19 protein-coding genes are annotated in these 21,732 nt (G+C 70.2%); 17 read left to right on the top strand and 2 right to left on the bottom strand.

The annotated features are described in order from the left end of the window. Window positions 1–5: 5 nt before the first annotated feature. From AB0E78_RS09080 to AB0E78_RS09010, 15 genes are all read left to right on the top strand, one after another. The gene (locus tag AB0E78_RS09080) at window positions 6–851 is read left to right on the top strand and encodes a glycosyltransferase (RefSeq protein ID WP_361830425.1); all 846 of its coding nucleotides are present in this window, start codon (window positions 6–8) and stop codon (window positions 849–851) included. 95 nt (window positions 852–946) lie between these two features. Beyond that, a complete protein-coding gene (locus tag AB0E78_RS09075; protein WP_361829851.1) occupies window positions 947–1,876 on the top strand; it encodes an ABC transporter permease in 930 nt (309 codons plus the stop codon). Window positions 1,877–1,907: 31 nt separating this feature from the next. After that, window positions 1,908–2,675, top strand: coding sequence for an ABC transporter ATP-binding protein (locus AB0E78_RS09070; protein ID WP_361830423.1), 768 nt, complete (start codon window positions 1,908–1,910; stop codon window positions 2,673–2,675). A gap of 335 nt (window positions 2,676–3,010) precedes the next feature. Beyond that, the gene (gene hpnC / locus AB0E78_RS09065; protein ID WP_361829849.1) at window positions 3,011–3,907 is read left to right on the top strand and encodes a squalene synthase HpnC; all 897 of its coding nucleotides are present in this window, start codon (window positions 3,011–3,013) and stop codon (window positions 3,905–3,907) included. Beyond that, the gene (gene hpnD / locus AB0E78_RS09060) at window positions 3,904–4,854 is read left to right on the top strand and encodes a presqualene diphosphate synthase HpnD (RefSeq protein ID WP_361829847.1); all 951 of its coding nucleotides are present in this window, start codon (window positions 3,904–3,906) and stop codon (window positions 4,852–4,854) included. The genes hpnC and hpnD overlap by 4 nt, the downstream gene beginning before the upstream one ends. A 109-nt stretch (window positions 4,855–4,963) precedes the next feature. Further along, window positions 4,964–6,376, top strand: coding sequence for a hydroxysqualene dehydroxylase HpnE (gene hpnE / locus AB0E78_RS09055; RefSeq protein WP_361829845.1), 1,413 nt, complete (start codon window positions 4,964–4,966; stop codon window positions 6,374–6,376). Continuing rightward, window positions 6,373–7,503: a polyprenyl synthetase family protein gene (locus AB0E78_RS09050; protein ID WP_361829843.1), complete on the top strand. Its 1,131-nt coding sequence runs from the start codon at window positions 6,373–6,375 to the stop codon at window positions 7,501–7,503. The genes hpnE and AB0E78_RS09050 overlap by 4 nt, the downstream gene beginning before the upstream one ends. 131 nt (window positions 7,504–7,634) lie before the next feature. Next, a complete protein-coding gene (gene shc, locus AB0E78_RS09045; protein WP_361829841.1) occupies window positions 7,635–9,629 on the top strand; it encodes a squalene--hopene cyclase in 1,995 nt (664 codons plus the stop codon). Beyond that, window positions 9,629–10,279: a 1-hydroxy-2-methyl-2-butenyl 4-diphosphate reductase gene (locus tag AB0E78_RS09040; protein WP_361829839.1), complete on the top strand. Its 651-nt coding sequence runs from the start codon at window positions 9,629–9,631 to the stop codon at window positions 10,277–10,279. The genes shc and AB0E78_RS09040 overlap by 1 nt, the downstream gene beginning before the upstream one ends. A 5-nt stretch (window positions 10,280–10,284) precedes the next feature. Further along, a complete protein-coding gene (gene hpnH / locus AB0E78_RS09035) occupies window positions 10,285–11,307 on the top strand; it encodes an adenosyl-hopene transferase HpnH (RefSeq protein WP_361829837.1) in 1,023 nt (340 codons plus the stop codon). 4 nt (window positions 11,308–11,311) lie between these two features. Next, window positions 11,312–12,478, top strand: a complete 1,167-nt coding sequence (gene ispG / locus AB0E78_RS09030) for a flavodoxin-dependent (E)-4-hydroxy-3-methylbut-2-enyl-diphosphate synthase (RefSeq protein WP_361829835.1) — start codon at window positions 11,312–11,314, stop codon at window positions 12,476–12,478. 25 nt (window positions 12,479–12,503) lie between these two features. Next, window positions 12,504–14,393, top strand: coding sequence for a 1-deoxy-D-xylulose-5-phosphate synthase (dxs, locus tag AB0E78_RS09025; RefSeq protein WP_361829833.1), 1,890 nt, complete (start codon window positions 12,504–12,506; stop codon window positions 14,391–14,393). Beyond that, a complete protein-coding gene (locus tag AB0E78_RS09020) occupies window positions 14,390–15,775 on the top strand; it encodes an aspartate aminotransferase family protein (protein WP_361829831.1) in 1,386 nt (461 codons plus the stop codon). The genes dxs and AB0E78_RS09020 overlap by 4 nt, the downstream gene beginning before the upstream one ends. A gap of 129 nt (window positions 15,776–15,904) precedes the next feature. Next, window positions 15,905–16,546, top strand: a complete 642-nt coding sequence (locus tag AB0E78_RS09015; RefSeq protein WP_361829829.1) for an XRE family transcriptional regulator — start codon at window positions 15,905–15,907, stop codon at window positions 16,544–16,546. 74 nt (window positions 16,547–16,620) lie between these two features. Further along, the gene (locus tag AB0E78_RS09010) at window positions 16,621–16,737 is read left to right on the top strand and encodes a DUF6126 family protein (RefSeq protein WP_361830421.1); all 117 of its coding nucleotides are present in this window, start codon (window positions 16,621–16,623) and stop codon (window positions 16,735–16,737) included. Between the two features lie 21 nt (window positions 16,738–16,758). Here the strand turns inward: AB0E78_RS09010 and AB0E78_RS09005 are convergent, their stop codons facing one another. Further along, complete coding sequence (locus AB0E78_RS09005) at window positions 16,759–17,580, bottom strand: tyrosine-protein phosphatase (RefSeq protein ID WP_361829827.1); 822 nt, start codon at window positions 17,578–17,580, stop codon at window positions 16,759–16,761. 172 nt (window positions 17,581–17,752) lie between these two features. On the opposite strand from AB0E78_RS09005, the gene AB0E78_RS09000 reads away from it, so the two are divergent. Together AB0E78_RS09000 and AB0E78_RS08995 are read left to right on the top strand one after the other, a co-directional pair. Next, entirely contained in the window at window positions 17,753–19,843 is a 2,091-nt protein-coding gene (locus AB0E78_RS09000) for an alpha-galactosidase (protein ID WP_361829825.1), read from the top strand. Between the two features lie 155 nt (window positions 19,844–19,998). Beyond that, the gene (locus AB0E78_RS08995) at window positions 19,999–20,817 is read left to right on the top strand and encodes an SGNH/GDSL hydrolase family protein (protein WP_361829823.1); all 819 of its coding nucleotides are present in this window, start codon (window positions 19,999–20,001) and stop codon (window positions 20,815–20,817) included. 275 nt (window positions 20,818–21,092) lie between these two features. Here AB0E78_RS08995 and AB0E78_RS08990 read toward each other — a convergent pair whose 3' ends face one another. Further along, complete coding sequence (locus tag AB0E78_RS08990; protein WP_361829821.1) at window positions 21,093–21,707, bottom strand: TetR/AcrR family transcriptional regulator; 615 nt, start codon at window positions 21,705–21,707, stop codon at window positions 21,093–21,095. Window positions 21,708–21,732: the final 25 nt, after the last annotated feature.

The raw sequence follows: 21,732 nt of genomic DNA, 5'->3' as shown, positions 1-21,732 counted from the left end.
TCACCATGGGCAACCGGCCGCAGGAGCTGCGTGCCCTCCTCGACTCGGTCGCCAAGCAGGACGGCGACCCGGTCGAGGTGGTGGTCGTCGGCAACGGCGCCCCCGTGCCGGACGTCCCCGAAGGCGTACGGACCGTCGAGCTGCCCGAGAACCTCGGCATCCCCGGCGGCCGCAACGTCGGCATCGAGGCCTTCGGCCCCGGCGGCACCGACGTCGACATCCTGCTGTTCCTGGACGACGACGGCCTCCTGGCCAACATGGACACGGCCCAGCTGTGCCGCGAGGCCTTCGCCGCCGACCCGAAGCTCGGCATCATCAGCTTCCGCATCGCCGACCCGGACACGGGGGAGACCCAGCGCCGCCACGTCCCGCGCCTGCGCGCGGCCGACCCGATGCGCTCATCCCGCGTGACGACCTTCCTCGGCGGCGCCAACGCCGTCCGTACGCAGGTCATGGCGGAGGTCGGCGGTCTGCCCGACGAGTTCTTCTACGCCCACGAGGAGACCGACCTCGCCTGGCGTGCCCTGAACGCGGGCTGGATGATCGACTACCGCGCCGACATGGTGCTCTTCCACCCGACCACCGCCCCCTCGCGGCACGCGGTCTACCACCGGATGGTCGCCCGCAACCGCGTCTGGCTCGCCCGCCGCAACCTGCCCGCGCTCCTGGTCCCGGTCTACCTCGGCGTGTGGATGCTCCTGACCCTGGCCAGGAAGCCTTCGGGCCCCGCGCTCAAGGCCTGGTTCGGCGGCTTCAAGGAGGGCTGGACGACGCCCTGCGGACCTCGCAAACCGATGAAGTGGCGTACGGTGTGGCGCCTGACCCGACTGGGCCGACCTCCTGTCATCTGACAAGCTCGGGTCTGAGAACATCTGGGCCATACCCCGGTCCCTGGCCCACGCCTACGCCCGACCGGCTGCGCATCTGAAGACGAAAGTTTCCACTCGTGAGTGAGACAACGCATGACGGCGGGGTCGCCGTGACCGCGCCCCCGTCGCCCGATGACGGGCTCTCCCGGGCCGATCTCGCCGCCAAGTACGGTCTGACCGTCAGCGGCGCACGGCCCGGACTTTTCGAGTACGTCCACCAGCTCTGGGGACGGCGCCACTTCATCCTCGCCTTCTCACAGGCGAAGCTGACCGCCCAGTACAGCCAGGCCAAGCTGGGCCAGCTGTGGCAGGTGGCGACGCCGCTCCTCAACGCGCTCGTCTACTTCCTGATCTTCGGGCTCATCCTTAAGGCCGACCGGGGCTTCGAGCGCGAGGTCTACATCCCGTTCCTGGTCACGGGCGTCTTCGTCTTCACTTTCACGCAGTCCTCGGTGATGGCGGGTGTCCGGGCGATCTCGGGCAACCTGGGCCTGGTGCGCGCGCTGCACTTCCCGCGGGCCTCGCTGCCGATCTCCTTCTCGCTGCAGCAGCTCCAGCAGCTGCTGTTCTCGATGATCGTGCTGTTCATCATCACGATCGGCTTCGGCAGTTATCCCAAACTGTCTTGGCTGCTGATCGTCCCGGTCCTCGCCCTGCAGTTCCTGTTCAACACGGGCCTGGCGATGATCATGGCGAGGCTGGGCAGCAAGACCCCCGACCTCGCGCAGCTGATGCCGTTCGTGATGCGTACGTGGATGTACGCCTCCGGCGTGATGTTCTCCATCCCGGTCATGCTCAAGGGCAAGCCCGAGTGGATCGCGGACATCCTGCAGTGGAACCCCGCAGCCATCTACATGGACCTGATGCGCTTCGCGCTGATCGACGGCTACGGCAGCGAGTACCTCCCGACGCACGTGTGGGCGGTCGCGGCGGGCTGGGCCGTGCTGGTCGCCGTCGGCGGCTTCGTGTACTTCTGGAAGGCTGAGGAGCGTTACGGCCGTGGCTGAAGAAGACAAGATCACCGACGAGATCTCCGACGTGACGAAGGGGCACATCCCCACCGTCATCGCCGACGAGCTGCACATCGTCTACCGCGTGAACGGCGCGAAGACGGGCAAGGGCAGTGCCACCTCCGCGCTGAGCCGCATCGTCAGGCGAGGCGAGGAGCGGGGCGTACGCAAGGTGCACGCCGTGCGCGGCGTCAGCTTCACCTCCTACCGGGGCGAGGCCATCGGCCTGATCGGCTCGAACGGCTCCGGCAAGTCGACCCTGCTGCGTGCCATCGCGGGCCTGCTGCCCGCGGAGAAGGGCAAGGTCTACACCGACGGCCAGCCCTCGCTGCTCGGCGTGAACGCGGCCCTGATGAATGACCTGACGGGCGAGCGCAACGTCATACTCGGCGGGCTCGCGATGGGCATGACACGCGAGCAGATCAGGGAGCGCTACCAGGACATCGTGGACTTCTCGGGCATCAACGAGAAGGGCGACTTCATCACCCTGCCGATGCGCACCTACTCGTCGGGCATGGCGGCCCGCCTGCGCTTCTCCATCGCGGCCGCCAAGGATCACGACGTACTGATGATCGACGAGGCGCTCGCCACGGGTGACCGGAAGTTCCAGAAGCGCTCCGAGGCCCGCATCCGCGAGCTCCGCAAGGAGGCCGGCACGGTCTTCCTGGTCAGCCACAACAACAAGTCCATCCGTGACACCTGTGACCGCGTGCTGTGGCTCGAACGCGGTGAGCTGCGCATGGACGGGCCGACCGACGAGGTCATCAAGGAGTACGAGAAGTTCACGGGCAAGTAGCTCGACCCGTACGTCTGAACGAGTCAGGGCCCCGTCGGAGTCAACCCGGCGGGGCTCTGCCGCGTCCTGAATCCCGACTGCCCCGTTGGTTGCCTCAAGTCCCTCTCGCCCAGGGAAGTTTGACGCCAATCGGTGTGTTGTTGTGATGCGCGGAACACCCCGACGATGCAGGCTGCGTTGTACAACGTAAGCTGTACCGGTGCTGATTCGCGGCAAGTGGGGCGATATCGCGCGGCGCCCCGGCTCATGACACGGCCCGCCTCGCGGAGGGCCGGGCGGCGTGTCCGAAATGGGATGTATTGGGTCGGCAGTGTAGAACGGGAGATGTGACGGCAATGGCTACGGATGATCTCCAGCTGCGCGACGCATCCGCCGTCCTCGCGAAGGCCGCGGACGAGAACTTCCCGGTGGCGCCCTTCTTCCTGCCCCGCGCCTGGCGCGACGACCTCATGGCCGTGTACGGCTATGCCCGCCTGGTGGACGACATCGGTGACGGCGATCTGCCCCCCGGCGGCGCCGACGCCCGCTACCTCGGCGTGGACCCCGGGGCCGCCGACGACCGGCTCGCCCTCCTGGACGCCTTCGAGGCCGACCTGCACCGGGTCTTCGACTCCACCCCGATGCACCCCTTGATGCGCGCGCTCCAGCCCACCGTGCGCCGCTGCGGCCTCACCCCCGAGCCCTTTCTCGGCCTGATCGAGGCGAACCGCCAGGACCAGCTCGTCGCCCGCTACGAGACGTACGACGACCTCCTCGCCTACTGCGAGCTGTCCGCGAACCCCGTGGGCCGGCTCGTCCTCGGCATCACCGGCACCGCCACGCCGGAGCGGATCCGCCGCTCGGACGCGGTGTGCACCGCCCTCCAGATCGTCGAGCACCTGCAGGATGTCGCCGAGGATCTGGGCCGCAACCGCATCTACCTGCCCGCCGAGGACATGAAGCGGTTCCATGTCCAGGAGCGGGATCTGGCCGCACCGACAGCAGGCGCGTCGGTGCGCGCACTGGTTGCATATGAAGCAGAACGCGCCCGCTGCCTCCTGAATGAAGGCACCCCCCTGGTGGGTAGCGTCCACGGCAGGCTGAAGGTGCTGCTTGCAGGTTTCGTGGCTGGGGGGAGGGCGGCGGTCTCCGCGATTGTCGCCGCCGGATACGACGTACTTCCTGGACCGCCCAAACCCACCAAGCCGCGCTTGCTGCGCGAGGTGGGGGCGGTTCTGCGAGGAGAGGGGTGAGCCGGACCGTGGAGTCAGGCCCGAACGTGTCCGCGCCGGTACTCGCCGCATACAGCTATTGCGAGGCAGTCACCGGGCAGCAGGCACGCAATTTCGCCTATGGCATCAGGCTGCTTCCGATGCCCAAGCGCCGCGCGATGTCGGCGCTCTACGCCCTTTCGCGGCGCGTGGACGACATCGGTGACGGCGCGCTCCCGCCGGACGTCAAGGCCGAGCGCCTCGACGACACCCGGGCCCTGCTCGCCCGGATCCGCGCCGGCAACGTGGACGAGGACGACACCGACCCCGTGGCGGTCGCGCTCGCGCACGCCGCGGACCACTTCTCCATCCCGCTCGGCGGGCTCGACGAACTCATCGACGGCGTCCTGATGGACGTCCGCGGCGAGACGTACGAGACGTGGGAGGACCTCAAGGTCTACTGCCGGTGTGTGGCGGGGGCCATCGGACGGCTCTCGCTGGGCGTGTTCGGCACGGAGCGGGGGGCGCTCAATGCCGAGCGCGCGCCGGAGTATGCCGACACGCTCGGCCTCGCGCTCCAACTCACCAACATCCTCCGTGACGTTCGCGAGGACGCGGAGGACGGCCGTACGTATCTGCCCGCCGACGACCTCGCCAAGTTCGGCTGCTCGGCCGGGTTCTCGGGCTCGCAGCCGCCCGCCGGGTCCGACTTCGCCGGGCTCGTGCACTTCGAGGTGCGCAGGGCGCGGGCGCTGTTCGCCGAGGGATACCGGCTGCTGCCCATGCTGGACCGGCGCAGCGGCGCCTGTGTCGCCGCCATGGCGGGCATCTACCGGCGTCTCCTCGACCGCATCGAGCGGGAGCCGGAGGCGGTCCTGCGGGGCCGTGTCTCGCTGCCGGGCCGCGAAAAGGCGTATGTCGCCGTGCGCGGTCTCTCCGGTCTCGATGCGCGCACCATCTCCCGACAGACCGTCAGGAGGCGTACGTGAGGGGCATCAGCGGCGAATGCGCTGAACGTAGGGCGACCTCCGGCAACCGGCGGGCAACCCTCCGCTCCGCCCCGGCGTCCCAGACTGCAACCGCCGAGGGGGAAAGCGCATGACGAACGACGACACGCGATCGGCCGCGGAGGCCGAAAGCGCCGCCGGCCGCGGGGCCGCGGTGGTGGTCGGCGGCGGGCTCGCCGGCATCACCGCGGCGCTGTCCCTCGCCGACGCGGGGCTGCGCGTGACGCTGCTCGAAGGGCGGCCGCGCCTCGGCGGGCTCGCCTTCTCCTTCAAGCGCGGCGAGCTGACCGTCGACAACGGCCAGCACGTCTATCTGCGCTGCTGCACCGCCTACCGCTGGTTCCTCGACCGCGTCGACGGAGCGGCCCTGGCGCCCCTGCAGGAACGTCTCGACGTGCCCGTGCTCGACGCGGACCGCAACCGGCTCGGCCGCCTTCGCCGCACCGCGCTGCCCGTGCCGCTGCACCTGGCGGCGAGCCTCGCCACGTATCCCCATCTCTCGCTCGCGGAGCGCGCCAACGTGGGACGTGCCGCGCTCGCCCTCAAGGGACTCGACCCGGCCGACCCCGAACTGGACGGCCAGGACTTCGGCAGCTGGCTGACCGCGCACGGTCAGTCGGCGCGCGCCGTCGAGGCCCTGTGGGACCTGGTCGGTGTGGCCACGCTGAACGCCGTCGCGGGGGACTCCTCGCTGGGGCTCGCCGCGATGGTCTTCAAGACCGGGCTGCTCTCGCAGCCGGGCGCCGCCGACATCGGCTGGGCCCATGTGCCCCTCGGTGATGTCCATGACACGCTCGCCCGCAAGGCGCTCGACTCCGCGGGCGTGCGAACCGAACTGAGGACACGAGTCACCTCCATCTCCCGTACGGACAACGGGGGTTGGAAGGTCGAAGTTCCCGGCGAGGAGTTCGAGGCCCAGACCGTCGTGCTCGCCGTGCCGCAGCACGAGACCCACGACCTGCTCCCGGACGGCGCCCTCGACGAGCCCGACCGGCTGCTCGACATCGACACCGCGCCGATCCTCAACATCCACGTCGTCTACGACCGCAAGGTGCTCAAACGCCCCTTCTTCGCGGCCATCGGCTCACCGGTGCAGTGGGTGTTCGACCGGACCGAGGCCTCCGGGCTCACCGAGGGGCAGTACGTGGCGCTGTCCCAGTCCGCCGCCCAGGACGAGATCGACGCGCCCGTCGCCGCGCTGCGCGAGCGCTATCTGCCGGAGCTGGAGCGGCTGCTGCCCGCCGCGCACGGCGCCGAAGTACGGGACTTCTTCGTGACACGGGAGCGCACCGCGACGTTCGCGCCGACTCCCGGTGTGGGCCGGCTGCGGCCCGGTGCTCGCACCAAGGCTCCCGGCCTGTACCTGGCCGGGGCGTGGACCGCCACGGGGTGGCCCGCGACCATGGAGAGCGCCGTCCGCAGTGGCATCAGTGCCGCCGGGGCCGCTCTCTCCACACTCGACCGCCCACGTGATCACCTCTTCGACGTCGAGGAGGCCGCGTGAAGCTAGACCTTCTGGGGTCAGGTCCCCAGGAATCCAGCATTGGAACAAGAGGAGAGACTGTGCCGACTGTGCCCTCGGCCGAACCGGCTGCCGACACGGTGGACGTGACCTCACTGCTCGAGCGCGGAAGGACGCTGGCCACCCCGGTGCTGCGGTCCGCCGTGGACCGCCTCGCGCCGCCCATGGACACCGTCGCCGCCTACCACTTCGGCTGGATCGACGCCGAGGGCAACCCGTCGGACGGCGACGGCGGCAAGGCCGTGCGCCCCGCGCTCGCCCTGCTCTCCGCGGAGGCCGCGGGTGCCGCGCCCGAGGTCGGCGTGCCGGGAGCGGTCGCCGTGGAACTGGTGCACAACTTCTCGTTGCTGCACGACGACCTGATGGACGGCGACGAGCAGCGCCGCCACCGTGACACGGTGTGGAAGGTGCACGGCCCGGCCCAGGCCATCCTCGTCGGCGACGCCCTCTTCGCGCTCGCCAACGAGATCCTCCTGGAGATCGGCACCGTCGAGGCGGGCCGCGCCACGCGCCGCCTGACCACCGCCACTCGTGCCCTGATCGACGGCCAGGCGCAGGACATCTCCTACGAGCACCGCGAGCGGGTCACCGTCGAGGAGTGCCTGGAGATGGAGGGCAACAAGACCGGCGCCCTGCTCGCCTGCGCGGTCTCCATCGGCGCGGTCCTCGGCGGCGCCGACGACCACACCGCCGACGTCCTGGAGAAGTACGGCTACCACCTCGGCCTCGCCTTCCAGGCCGTGGACGATCTGCTCGGCATCTGGGGCGACCCGGAGGCCACCGGCAAGCAGACCTGGAGCGACCTGCGCCAGCGCAAGAAGTCGCTGCCCGTCGTGGCCGCGCTCGCCGCGGGCGGGCCCGCCTCCGAACAGCTCGGCGAGCTGCTCGCGGCCGACGCCAAGAGCAATGACTTCGACAGCTTCTCCGAGGAGGAGTTCGCCGCGCGCGCCGCCCTGATCGAGCAGGCGGGCGGCCGTGAGTGGACCGCCGATGAGGCCCGGCGCCAGCACACCATCGCGATCGAGGCGCTCGACACCATCCAGATGCCGGACCGGGTGCGGGCTCAGCTCGTCGCGCTCGCCGACTTCGTCGTCGTACGAAAGAGATGATCGCTATCGAGCGCATATGCGGGCCCTCTGGGGGATAGCCCCCAGAGCCGCAGGCAGTCGCCGGCCGGCGCCCAGCGCGTCGGCCGACGGCGGACCCACAGCAGAGAAGACGACTGCACGAAGGGGAAGCCATGACAGCGACGACCGACGGAAGCACCGGAGCGGTGACGCCCCGCGCAACCTCGGCCAGCCAGCCACTCGACCAGGCCGGCACGACGGCATGGCCACGTGACGCCGCCGCGCGCGCAATACAACGCTCCACCGAATTCCTGCTCGGGCAGCAGGACGCCGAGGGCTGGTGGAAGGGCGACCTCGAGACGAACGTGACGATGGACGCCGAGGACCTGCTGCTCCGTCAGTTCCTGGGCATCCGCGACGAGAAGACCACGCGAGCCGCCGCGCTCTTCATCCGGGGCGAGCAGCGCGACGACGGCACGTGGGCCACCTTCTTCGGCGGCCCCGGCGAACTCTCCACCACCATCGAGGCGTACGTCGCGCTGCGTCTGGCGGGCGACGCCCCCGACGCCCCTCACATGGCGAAGGCCTCCGCCTGGATCCGCGACCAGGGCGGCATCGCCGCGAGCCGCGTCTTCACCCGCATCTGGCTCGCCCTGTTCGGCTGGTGGAAATGGGACGACCTCCCCGAACTCCCGCCGGAGCTCATCTACTTCCCCAAGTGGCTGCCCCTCAACATCTACGATTTCGGGTGCTGGGCCCGGCAGACGATCGTGCCGCTCACGGTCGTCTCCGCCAAGCGTCCCGTCAGGCCCGCGCCCTTCCCCCTCGACGAGCTGCACAGCGATGCGCGCGTGCCGAACCCCGGCAAGCCCCTTGCCTCCGTGGGAAGTTGGGACGGCGTCTTCCAGCGGCTCGACAAGGCGCTTCACCTCTACCGCAAGGTCGCCCCGCGCAAGGTGCGCAGGGCCGCGATGAACAGCGCCGCCCGCTGGATCATCGAACGCCAGGAGAACGACGGCTGCTGGGGCGGCATCCAGCCCCCCGCCGTCTACTCCGTGATCGCGCTGCACCTGCTCGGCTACGACCTGGAGCACCCGGTCCTCAAGGCGGGCCTCGCATCCCTCGACCGGTTCGCCGTCTGGCGCGAGGACGGCGCCCGGATGATCGAGGCGTGCCAGTCGCCGGTCTGGGACACCTGTCTGGCCACCATCGCACTCGCCGACGCGGGCGTGCCCGCCGACCATCCGCAGCTCATCAAGGCGGCGGACTGGATGCTCGCCGAAGAGATCGCGCGGCCCGGCGACTGGTCCGTACGCAGACCCCAACTCGCCCCGGGCGGCTGGGCGTTCGAGTTCCACAACGACAACTACCCCGACATCGACGACACCGCCGAGGTCATCCTCGCGCTGCGCCGGGTGGACCACCCGGACCGCGCGCGGATGGAGAACGCCATCAGCCGCGGGGTGCGCTGGACCCTGGGCATGCAGTCCAAGAACAACGCCTGGGCCGCCTTCGACGCCGACAACACAAGCCCGTTCCCCAACCGGCTGCCGTTCTGCGACTTCGGCGAGGTCATCGACCCGCCGTCGGCCGACGTCACCGGGCACGTCGTCGAGATGCTCGCCATCGAGGGCAAGGCACACGACCCGCGCACCCGGCGCGGCATCGAGTGGCTGCTCGCCGAACAGGAGCCGGACGGTTCCTGGCTCGGCCGCTGGGGCGTCAACTACGTATACGGGACGGGGTCCGTGGTGCCCGCGCTCACCGCGGCGGGCCTGCCGGGCTCGCACCCCGCGCTGCGCCGCGCCGTCGGCTGGCTGGAATCGGTGCAGAACGACGACGGCGGCTGGGGCGAGGACCTGCGCTCCTACCGCTACGAGGAATGGCGCGGCCAGGGCGTCTCCACCGCCTCGCAGACGGCCTGGGCACTGCTCGCGCTGCTCGCCGCCGGGGAGCGGGACTCCAAGGCCGTGGAGCGGGGCGTCGCCTGGCTCGCCGGGACCCAGCGGGACGACGGCTCCTGGGACGAGCCGTACTTCACCGGCACCGGCTTCCCCTGGGACTTCTCCATCAACTACCACCTCTACCGGCAGGTGTTCCCGCTCACCGCACTGGGCCGGTACGTCAACGGGGAGCCGTTCGCGGGCCTCTCCGCCAAGGGGGGCTGATGGGCCGGGCCCCGGCCGTGCCGGACCCCGCACCGCTGCTGATCGCCTGCGCGCTCGGCATCGAGCACCTCGCCCTGCGCACGGGCGACCACGGAGGTGCACACGGGCGTGTCACCCTGCTCCGTACGGGCATGGGCCCCAAGAACGCCGAGCGGGCCGTCACCGGCGCCCTCGGCAAGGAACCGCTGCGCCACGCCGCCGTCGTGGCCACCGGCTTCTGTGCCGGGCTCGCCCCCGGCATGCACCCCGGCGACCTGATCGTCGCCGATGAGACACGCGACGCACACGGTCGCACGACCTGCGTCGGAACCGATCTGCTGGTCAAGGAGCTGATGCGGGCCGTGCCCGGCCGCACCGTGCACACCGGCCCGCTCACCGGATCCGACCATGTCGTCCGCGGCCATGAGCGCACCGCCCTGCTCGCCACGGGCGCGATCGCGGTGGACATGGAGTCCGCCACGACGCTGCACAGCGCGCTGCGGGCGGGAGACCGGCCGGTTGCCGCCGTCCGGGTGGTCGTGGACGCCCCACAGCACGAACTCGTCCGCATCGGCACGGTGCGCGGTGGAATATCGGCTTTCCGTGTTCTTCGTGCCGTGCTTCCTGCATTTTTCGAATGGCACCGTTCTTCTTTGCTCCCTCGGAGGTGAGCCAGATGGCCATGCCGCTGCGCCAGACCGTCAAGGTCGCGACGTATCTCTTTGAACAGAAACTGCGCAAGCGGGAGAAGTTCCCGCTGATCGTGGAGTTGGAGCCGCTCTTCGCATGCAACCTCGCGTGCGAGGGATGCGGCAAGATCCAGCACCCCGCCGGGGTGCTCAAGCAGCGCATGCCGGTGGCCCAGGCCGTGGGTGCCGTGCTCGAATCCGGTGCGCCGATGGTGTCCATCGCCGGCGGCGAGCCGCTGATGCACCCTCACATGGACGAAATCGTCCGGCAGTTGGTGGCCAAGAAGAAATACGTCTTCCTGTGCACCAATGCGATGCTGCTGCGCAAGAAGCTGGAGAAGTTCACGCCTTCGCCGTACTTCGCGTTCGCCGTGCACATCGACGGAATGCGGGAGCGGCACGACGAATCCGTCGCGAAGGAAGGCGTGTTCGACGAGGCGGTGGCGGCCATCAAGGAGGCCAAGAAGCGCGGTTTCCGCGTCACCACCAACTCGACCTTCTTCAGCAACGACACCCCGCAGAACATCATCGAGGTCCTCAACTACCTCAACGATGAGCTGCAGGTCGACGAGATGATGCTGTCGCCCGCCTACGCCTACGAGAAGGCGCCGGACCAGGAGCACTTCCTGGGCGTCGAGCAGACCCGCGAACTCTTCAAGAAGGCCTTCGCGGGCGGCAACAGGCGGCGCTGGCGCCTGAACCACTCGCCGCTCTTCCTGGACTTCCTGGAGGGCAAGGCGGACTTCCCGTGCACCGCGTGGGCGATCCCGAACTACTCGCTCTTCGGCTGGCAGCGCCCCTGCTACCTGATGAGCGACGGGTACGTCCCCACGTACAAGGAGCTCATCGAGGAGACCGACTGGAGCAAGTACGGCCGCGGCAAGGACCCGCGGTGCGCCAACTGCATGGCGCACTGCGGCTACGAGCCGACCGCGGTCCTCGCCACCATGGGCTCCCTCAAGGAGTCCATCCGCGCCGCCCGTGAGACGGTCTCCGGAAACCGCGGGTGACGTCATGACCCCTGGAACGCCTGTGGCACTGGGCCTTCCTGAGCTGCCGGTCCGGCCGATCTCGGAGCGCCGCCTCTCGCGGCGCATCGAGGTCGGGCCGGTGGCCGTGGGGGGCGGTGCGCCGGTCTCGGTGCAGTCGATGACGACGACGCGTACGTCCGACATCGGGGGGACGCTGCAGCAGATCGCCGAACTCACGGCGTCCGGCTGCCAGATCGTGCGGGTGGCGTGTCCTACGCAGGACGACGCGGACGCCCTCGCGACGATCGCGCGGAAGTCGCAGATCCCGGTGATCGCCGACATCCACTTCCAGCCGAAGTACGTGTTCGCGGCGATCGACGCCGGGTGCGCGGCGGTGCGCGTGAACCCCGGCAACATCAAGCAGTTCGACGACAAGGTGCGCGAGATCGCCCGTGCGGCGAACGACGCGGGCACGCCGATCCGGATCGGCGTGAACGCTGGTTCGTTGGACGCGCGCCTCCTCAAGAAGTACGGGAAGGCCACCCCGGAAGCCCTCGTCGAGTCCGCGCTGTGGGAGGCGTCGCTCTTCGAGGAGCACGGCTTCAGGGACATCAAGATCTCGGTCAAGCACAACGACCCGGTGGTCATGGTCAACGCCTACCGGCAACTGGCCGCAGCCTGCGACTATCCGCTGCACCTCGGTGTGACGGAGGCGGGGCCCGCCTTCCAGGGCACGATCAAGTCGGCGGTGGCCTTCGGGGCGCTGCTGAGCGAGGGCATCGGTGACACCATCCGGGTCTCGCTGTCCGCGCCGCCCGCCGAGGAGGTCAAGGTCGGCATCCAGATCCTGGAGTCGCTCGGCCTGCGCGAACGCCGCCTGGAGATCGTCTCCTGCCCGTCCTGCGGGCGGGCCCAGGTGGACGTGTACAAGCTGGCCGACGAGGTGACGGCGGGCCTGGACGGCATGGAAGTGCCGCTGCGGGTGGCGGTCATGGGGTGCGTCGTGAACGGGCCGGGGGAGGCCCGTGAGGCGGATCTCGGCGTCGCGTCCGGCAACGGCAAGGGCCAGATCTTCGTGAAGGGCGAGGTCATCAAGACCGTCCCCGAGTCGAAGATCGTGGAGACCCTCATCGAAGAGGCGATGAAGATCGCCGCACAGATGCAGGACGACGGCGTCACCTCAGGGGTGCCCGACGTCACCGTGAGCTGAGTTCAACCAGACAGGGGGCCCGAGCATGACCATTCTGGAATCCATTCGCGGACCGCGTGACCTGAAGGCGCTGACCGAGGCCGAGCTCGACGAACTGGCCGAGGAGGTCCGGGAGTTCCTGGTGCACGCGGTCGCCAGGACCGGAGGTCACCTCGGGCCCAACCTGGGGGTGGTGGAACTCTCCATCGCCCTCCACCGGGTCTTCGAGTCGCCGCTCGACCGCATCGTGTGGGACACCGGCCACCAGAGCTACGTGCACAAACTCCTGACCGGCCGTCAGGACTTCTCCAAGCTGCGCGGCAAGGGCGGCCTCTCCGGCTACCCCTCGCGCGCGGAGTCCGAGCACGACATCGTCGAGAACAGCCACGCGTCGACCGCGCTCGGCTGGGCCGACGGCCTGGCCAAGGCGCGTCAGGTCCAGGGGGAGCGCGGCCATGTCGTCGCCGTCATCGGGGACGGCGCGCTCACCGGCGGCATGGCGTGGGAGGCGCTCAACAACATCGCGGCCGCGAAGGACCGGCCGCTGATCATCGTCGTCAACGACAACGAACGGTCGTACGCCCCCACCATCGGCGGCCTCGCCAACCACCTCGCCACCCTCCGTACGACCGACAGCTACGAACAGGTCCTGGCCTGGGGCAAGGACATACTCCAGCGCACACCCGTCGTCGGACACACGCTGTACGAGTCGCTGCACGGCGCCAAGAAGGGGTTCAAGGACGCCTTCGCGCCGCAGGGCATGTTCGAGGACCTGGGCCTGAAGTACGTCGGGCCGATCGACGGACATGACACGGGGGCCGTCGAGTCGGCACTGCGACGTGCGAAACGTTTCCACGGGCCCGTCATCGTCCACTGCCTCACCGAGAAGGGGCGCGGCTTCGAACCCGCGCTCGCCGACGAGGCCGACCGTTTTCATACGGTCGGCGTGATGGACCCGCTGACCTGCGAGCCGCTCGCACCCTCCAACGGCCCATCCTGGACCTCGGTGTTCGGCGACGAGATCGTGCGCGTCGGCCGGGAGCGGCCCGACGTCGTGGCGATCACGGCGGCGATGCTGCACCCGGTGGGCCTGACGAAGTTCGCGGCTGAGTTCCCCGGCCGGGTCTGGGACGTCGGCATCGCCGAACAGCACGCCACGGTGTCGGCGGCCGGGCTCGCGACCGGTGGCCTGCACCCCGTCGTCGCCGTCTACGCCACCTTCCTCAACCGGGCCTTCGACCAGCTCCTGATGGACGTCGCGCTGCACGAGTGCGGCGTCACCTTCGTCCTGGACCGGGCCGGCGTCACGGGCGTCGACGGAGCCTCGCACAACGGCATGTGGGACATGTCGATCCTCCAGGTCGTGCCGGGCCTGCGGATCGCGGCGCCACGCGACGCCGACCAACTCCGCCTCCAGCTGCGGGAGGCCGTCGCCGTGGACGACGCGCCGACGCTCCTGCGCTTCCCCAAGGAGTCGGTGGGACCGGCGATTCCCGCGGTGGACCGGATCGGCGGCATGGACGTGCTGAGCCAGGACGGTCAGGACGCCGACGCGGACGTCCTGTTGGTGGCCGTCGGCGTGATGGCGCCCGTCTGCCTCCAGGCGGCGGAGCTGCTGCGGGAGCGCGGCCTCAGCTGCACCGTGGTCGACCCGCGCTGGGTCAAGCCGGTCGACGCCGAGCTGCCCGTCCTCGCCGCACGGCACCGCGTGGTGGGGGTCGTCGAGGACAACAGCCGGGCGTCCGGGGTGGGCGCGGCCGTGGCCCTCGCCCTCGGTGACGCCGAAGTCGACGTCCCCATCAGGAGGTTCGGCATCCCCGAGCAGTTCCTCGCGCACGCCAAGCGGGCCGAGGTGCTCGCGGACCTCGGGCTCACCCCGGTCGAGATCGCGGGGCGGATCAGCGCCACACTGGCAGCCAAGGAGCACGGAGCATGACCAAGGAGTTCGACCTCGGCAGTCTCCTCGCCGAGCGGGGGGCCGAGCGCTACGAACTGCACGCCCGGCATCTGAACCACCAACTGCCGCGCATGCTGCACACCATCGGTTTCGACAAGGTCTACGAGCGGGCCGAGGGCGCGTACTTCTGGGACGCGGAGGGCAACGACTACCTCGACATGCTCGCGGGCTTCGGGGTGATGGGCCTGGGCCGCCACCACCCCGTCGTACGCAAGGCGCTGCACGACGTCCTGGACGCCTCGCTCGCCGATCTGACGCGCTTCGACTGCCAGCCGCTGCCGGGTCTCCTCGCCGAGAAGCTGCTGACCCACAGCCCGCACCTGGACCGGGTGTTCTTCGGCAACAGCGGCACCGAGGCCGTCGAGACCGCCCTGAAGTTCGCGCGGTACGCGACGGGCAGGCCCAGGGTGCTCTACTGCGCGCACGCCTTCCACGGGCTGACCACCGGCTCCCTGTCGGTGAACGGCGAATCCGGGTTCCGGGACGGGTTCGCGCCGCTGCTGCCCGACACCGCCGTCCCGCTCGGCGATCTGGACGCCCTGCGCAAGGAGCTGAAGAAGGGCGACGTGGCGGGGCTGATCGTCGAGCCCATCCAGGGCAAGGGCGTGCACGAGCCGCCGCCCGGCTATCTGCGCGCCGCCCAGGAGCTGCTCCACCAGCACAAGGCGCTGCTCATCGCCGACGAGGTGCAGACGGGCCTGGGCAGGACCGGCGACTTCTACGCCTACCAGCACGAGGAAGGCGTGGAGCCGGACCTGCTGTGCGTGGCCAAAGCGCTGTCCGGCGGCTATGTGCCGGTGGGCGCGACGCTCGGCAAGGACTGGATCTTCAAGAAGGTCTTCTCGTCCATGGACCGGGTGCTCGTGCACTCGGCGAGCTTCGGGTCCAACGCGCAGGCCATGGCGGCCGGGCTCGCGGTGCTCTCCGTCATGGAGGACGAGAAGACCGTCGAGAACGCGCGCGTCACCGGCGGACTCCTGAAGACGCGGCTCGGCGCGCTCGTGGACCGCTATGAGCTGCTGAGCGAGGTCCGCGGCCGTGGCCTGATGATCGGCATCGAGTTCGGCCGCCCCAAGTCCCTGAAGCTGCGCGGTCGTTGGACGATGCTGCAGGCCGCGCGCAAGGGGCTCTTCGCGCAGATGGTGGTCGTGCCGCTGCTGCAGAAGCACCGCATCCTCACCCAGGTCTCCGGTGATCATCTGGAGGTCATCAAGCTGATCCCGCCGCTGACCGTCGGGGAGAAGGAGGTCGACCGGTTCGTGGAGGCCTTCACCGCGGTGATGGACGAGGCGCACAGCGGCGGGGGGCTGATGTGGGACTTCGGCAAGACGCTGGTGAAGCAGGCGGTCGCGAACCGCTGAGGCGCCATGCGAGCCGTGAGGCGCCTTGCGACCCGTGAGGTGCCGTGTGATCAGTGTGGCGCCGCGCGAGGCTTTTGCCTCTGAGGCAAGAAAGTTGCCTCGGGGGCAAGAGCCTGGCTCAATCGAGGTATGAGCAACGCCGAGTCCGCACCGCTCGACCCAGAGGCAGCCGACGCCCTGCCCGCCGTCGCCCCGCAACTGCGTGAGCTGCGCCGACGTGCCTCGCTGACCCTGGAGACAGCGGCCCGCAACGCCGGACTCTCGCCCGCCCATCTCTCCCGGCTCGAGACCGGGCAGCGCCAGCCGTCCCTGCCCCTGCTGCTCGCACTCGCCCGCACCTACGGTACGACGGTCTCGGAACTGCTCGGCGAGACGCCCGCCGACCGGGACGCGATCGTCCGCGCCTCGGACATGGAACCGACCCGGGCGGGCGGCTGGACCTACTGGCCGGCGGGCGCGCAGGCCCGTGGCATGCAGGCACTGCGGGTGCACGTCCCGCAGGGGGCACAGGGTGACATCGTGCGCGTCCACCCCGGTGAGGAATGGCTGTACGTCCTCCAGGGGCACCTTCGGCTGCGGCTGGGCGACACCACGTACACGCTCGAACCGGGAGACAGCGCGCACTTCGACTCGCTCACCCCGCACCGGATCGCCGCCGCGGACCGCCTCGGCACCGACCTTCTCTTCGTCCACACCCTGCTGCAGAGTCCCGCCACCGCGCTGTGCCTCGGTGGGACCCCGCACAGCCCCACCCTGGGAGACCCGCGATGACGGAACCCGAAGCGCAGCAGCCCGAGCAGGCCGGTCAGCGGGGGCAGGCGGCGCCCGCCAAGAAGGCCATGTCCATGGAGGAGAAGTTCCCCCGCGGGCTCTGGGTCCGGCTGATCGTCTACGTCGCCGTGGGCCACCTCTTCGCGGCCTTCATCTACCTGCTGTTCACGCTGGGCGCCCAGAACCAGTAGCGGCGGGACCCGCCGGGCCGCTCAGTCCAGGAGGTGTTCGCGAAGGCGCTCACGGGTCTCCGGGCCCAGCTCCAGGCCCTCGGTGAGGTAGGTCTCCGTGTCGCCCCAGGTCTGCTCGATCGTCTCGAAGGCGGCGGCCAGATACTCGGCGCGGGCCTCGAAGAGCGGGCTGAGCAGCTGCATGACCTCGGGGGACATCGCGTTGGGGGAGCTGTTGCTGCGGTGCACCTTGTAGCGGCGGTGGGTGGCGTTCGACTCCAGGTAGTCCGCCTCGATGGCCTCGCGCTCGACGCCGACGGCGAGGAGCGTGACGGCTATCGAAAGGCCCGCGCGGTCCTTGCCCGCGGCGCAGTGCATCAGGGCGGGCACGCTGTCGGCGGCCAGCTCGTGAAGTATCCGGCTGTGCTCGGCGGTGCGGTCCTTGATGATCTCGCGATACGTGTCGATCATGCGCCCCCCGGCCTGCCCCTCGGAGAGGGCCGCGCGCAGCTGGTCCAGGTCGCCGTCGCGGACCATCACCCAGAACTCGGCGCCGTGGGCCGGGTCGGTCAGCGGCAGGTTCACGTTGCGGACGCCGGGCAGCTCGACGTCCGGACCCTCGAGACGCTGGTCGGCCGCGTTGCGGAAGTCGTAGATCGTGTGCAGACCCAGGGTGGAGAGGAACGCGGCGTCGGCCGCCGTGGCGTGCGCGAGGTGACCGCTGCGGAAGAGGCGGCCCTGCCGGACGCGGCGGCCGTCCACGGTCGGAAGTCCGCCCACATCACGGAAGTTGCGGACTCCGGACAGCTCCGGCTCCGCCGACGCGGTCGTCGTCAGCTCTGTCGGCGGGACTTGCTGCGTCACGGGGGCTCCTCCCGTCCGGCCGCCGGCGCGACTCGCCGGTGGGGGTGCGGATTCGACCATACGACATGGGTTCCTGAGGCAATCACCGCTGACGCATGAGCGTTGCCTCACAAGTGATCCCCCTTGATGATGTCCGTACACGCGCACCCGTCTCTGCGACTGTGGGGGATCGATGATCGAGGTCGGCGAAGACGGCCGTACGTGGCTGCTCTCGGGTCCCACCAGCAGTTATGCACTGCGGCTCACGGACGGCGACGAGCTGCTGCACCTGCACTGGGGGCCGCGCATCGCGCTCGCCGACGCCGAGGCGCTCGCGGCGGAGCCACTGCCCGCGGAGTGGTCGTTCGAGTCGCGGCTCGACGGGCACGAGGAGTATCCCGTCGAGGGCGGCCGGCGCTTCGTGCGCCCCGCGCTGTCCGTACGGGGCGCCGGAGTGCGCGGCAGCGAGTGGCGGTTCTCGGAGGCCGCGATCGAGCGCGACGAACTGCGGCTCCAATTCCACGATCCCGCAAACCAGTTGGGGATCACGCTCGTCTACCGGACGCGTGGGGACGTCATCGAGCGGTTCGCCGTCCTGTGCCACGAAGGACCGGCGGACGCGCCCGAACTCGAGCTGCTCCGCGCCGACTCCGCGACCTGGACGCTGCCCTCCCGCGCGCACTGGCGGCTCTCCCAGCTGCACGGGCGCTGGGCGGCCGAGTCACGGCTCGTGCGGTCGGAGATCACGTACGGCGAGAAGGTCATCGGCAGCCGTCGCGGGCACACCGGGCATCAGCACCTGCCCTGGGTCGCGCTCGACGCGGAAGGGGCGACCGAGGAGCACGGCGAGGTCTACAGCTGCGCGCTGGCCTGGTCGGGCTCCTGGCGGATCGCGGTGGGCCAACTGCCGGACGGGGCCGTGCAGATCACCGGCGGCCGAGGGCATGACGACGCCGGGCAGGAGCTGCTCGCCCCCGGCGCGCGGACGGTGACGCCGGTCTTCGCCGGGCTGTGGAGCGGGGGCGGCTTCGGCGGGGCGAGCCGGGCCTGGCACGCCTATCAGCGCGCGCACGTGATCCCGGACGCGGGCGAGCCGCGGCCCGTGCTCTACAACTCCTGGGAGGCCACCAAGTTCGACATCTCCGCGGACCAGCAGCGGGCGCTCGCCGGACGGGCCGCGGGCATGGGGGTCGAACTGTTCGTGGTGGACGACGCGTGGTTCGGGCAGCGCGTCAGTGACCGGGCCGGGCTCGGCGACTGGACGCCCAACCCGGACCGCTTCCCCGGCGGCCTCAAGCCGCTCGCCGACGACGTGCACGCGCTGGGCATGAGCTTCGGGATCTGGGTCGAACCGGAGATGGTCAACCCGGACAGCGATCTCTACCGCGCGCACCCCGACTGGGTGCAGCACCAACCCGGCCGCATCCGCACCGAGTTCCGCAACCAGCTCGTGCTCAACCTCGCCCGCGAGGACGTCCAGGAGTACCTGTGGGAGCAGCTCGACACGCTCCTCTCCAGTGCGCCGATCGACTACGTGAAGTGGGACTTCAACCGCAGCTTCACCGACGCGGGCTGGCCGGGTGAGCGCTACCCACAGGGCATCTGGAACGCCCATGTGCACGCCCTCTACGGTCTGTTGGACCGGCTGCGCGCCGCGCACCCCTCCGTCGCCTTCGAGTCCTGCTCGGGCGGCGGCGGCCGGATCGACCTCGGGATCCTCTCCCGGACCGACCAGGTGTGGACCTCCGACAACACCGATCCCCTGGACCGGCTGGCCATCCAGCACGGCTTCGGCCAGCTGCACCCGGCGCGGGTGATGGCCGCCTGGGTGACGGACAGTCCGAACACCCAGCTGAACGGCAGGGTCAGTACGCTGCGCTTCCGCTTCGTGAGCGCGATGGCGGGGGTGCTCGGCATCGGCGGCGACCTCATGGAGTGGAGCGCGGGCGAGCTCGCCGAAGCGGGCGACTGGGTGAAGCTCTACAAGGAGATCAGGCCCGCGGTGCAGCTCGGGGACCTCTACCGGCTGCGCCCGCCGTCGGAGCCGCTGAGCGCGGTGCAATACGTCCACGGCGACGAGACCGTGGTCCTCGCCTGGCTGCGGGCGCAGTCCTACGGGGAGGAGCCGCCCAGGGTGCGGCTGCGGGGACTCGACCCCACGGCGGCCTACGTCTGCCAGGAGACGGGCACGACCCACCTGGGCGCGGTGCTGCTGCACCACGGGCTGCGGACGGGGCTGCGCGGGGACCTGGACGCGGCGGTGTTCCGCTTTTGTCGCGCGTGAGTTCCGTGCGCAGGAGTGTCCGTCGCGTATGAGTGCCGCCGGGCCCCTCAGGTATTCCTGGCTTGGACGAATCTTGACCGGTGGCTTATCTCACCCCCCGTCAACCCCTCCCTACGGTGGCGTAGGTCACTTAGCGAGGTGAAAGATATGACGATGTGAGAGCAGAGTCGACATCCTTCATCCCTGACACATTCACCTCCTACGCAGCGGTCGGCGACAGCTTCACCGAAGGCGTGGGGGACCCCGGCCCTGACGGAACGTTCGTCGGCTGGGCCGACCGCCTTGCCGTGCTGCTCGACGACCGGCAGCCGGAGCACACGTTCCGGTACGCCAACCTGGCCGTGCGCGGCAAGCTGCTCGACCAGATCGTCGCCGGCCAGGTGCCCCTGGCCAAGGAGCTGGCCCCGGACTTCCTGACGTTCTGCGCGGGCGGCAACGACATCATCCGCCCCGGCACCGACCCGGACGAGGTCGCCGAGCGGTTCGAGCGAGCCGTCGCCGACCTCACCTCGTCGGTCGGCACTGTCATGGTGACCACGGGGTTCGACACCCGAGGAGTGCCGGTCCTCAAGCACCTGCGCGGCAAGATCGCCACGTACAACGGTCACGTCCGCGCGATCGCCGACCGTTACGGCTGCCCGGTCCTCGACCTGTGGTCCCTCAAGACCATCCAGGACCGCCGCGCCTGGGACGGCGACCGTCTGCACCTCTCCGCCGAGGGCCACACGCGCGTGGCGCTCCGCGCGGCCCAGGTGTTGGGCCTTGAGGTCCCCGCGGACCCGGACCAGCCGTGGCCCCCGGAGCCGCCGCGCGGCACGCTGGAGGTGCGGCGGGACGACATCAACTGGGCGCGCGAGTACCTGGTGCCGTGGTTCGGGCGGCGGCTGCGGGGGGAGTCGTCGGGGGACCACGTGGAGGCCAAGGGAAGCGTGGACCCGTACACCGTCAGGATGCACATCAAGTCCGCTTCCTGAAGACGGCGGCGCCCACGGAGAAAACCAGGTGCCTCCGTGGGAGGGGATGGCTACGGTAAGAGCGTCCAGGTGCGAAGGCGCGGGCTACTTCCACTCCTCATGGGGAGGTCGCGGGTTCGAGTCCCGTCGTCGACTTCGGGTCGGCGTAGCTCAGTCGGCAGAGCACCACGTCGCCTGCGTCGGCTTTGATCTCTGGACACCTGACGCGAGCCGTCTGCCCTCGGGGGAAACCGGGCAGGCGGCTTCGTCGCGTGCGGGGCCGGTCCGTCAGCCGGTCAGCCCGTCGGCGCTTCGACCGGAGCCAGGCCCAGTTCACGGTTCAGGGCCTCGTCCACCCAGGCCAGCATGCGGGAGCGGGGCAGCGTGCCCTCGTAGGCGGTCATCTGCACCGCGAGGCCGTCCAGCAGGGCCGTGAGGCGCAGGGCCGTGGTCCGGGGGTCGGGGCAGGCGAACTCGCCCGCCGTGACGCCCTCCGCGATGACCTCCGCCAGGGCCGCCTTCCACTGCTGGTCCAGGTCGCGCGTCACCGTGCGCAGGGTGGGCTCGCGCAGCGCGGCGGACCAGCCCTCGATCCACAGGCGCCAGCCCTTGGCCTGGCCGGTGGGCGCGTACCAGCGGACGGCCGCGCGCAGCCGGCGAAGCGCCGTGGTGCGGCGGCCCAGGAGGGCACGGAGATGGGCCAGGTCGGCCTCCGCGGCGTGCGTGAAGGCCGCTGCCACCAGCCTCTCCTTCGTGGAGAAGTGGTACAGGACCAGCGCGTTGCTCACCCCCAGCGCCGCGGCCACGTCCGCGATGCGCACGGCGGCCACACCGCGCACCTCGATCTGTTCGACGGTGGCGGCCAGCAGCTCCGCCCGCCGTTCCGCCACGCTCAACCGCACTCTCGCCACGCCGGGCAGCCTATCCACCTCCCGG

The organism is Streptomyces sp. NPDC032198, from assembly GCF_040636975.1.
Taxonomy (GTDB): Bacteria; Actinomycetota; Actinomycetes; order Streptomycetales; family Streptomycetaceae; genus Streptomyces.
Note: the sequence above shows the minus strand (reverse complement) of the source record. Positions and strands in the feature narration are given on the sequence as shown.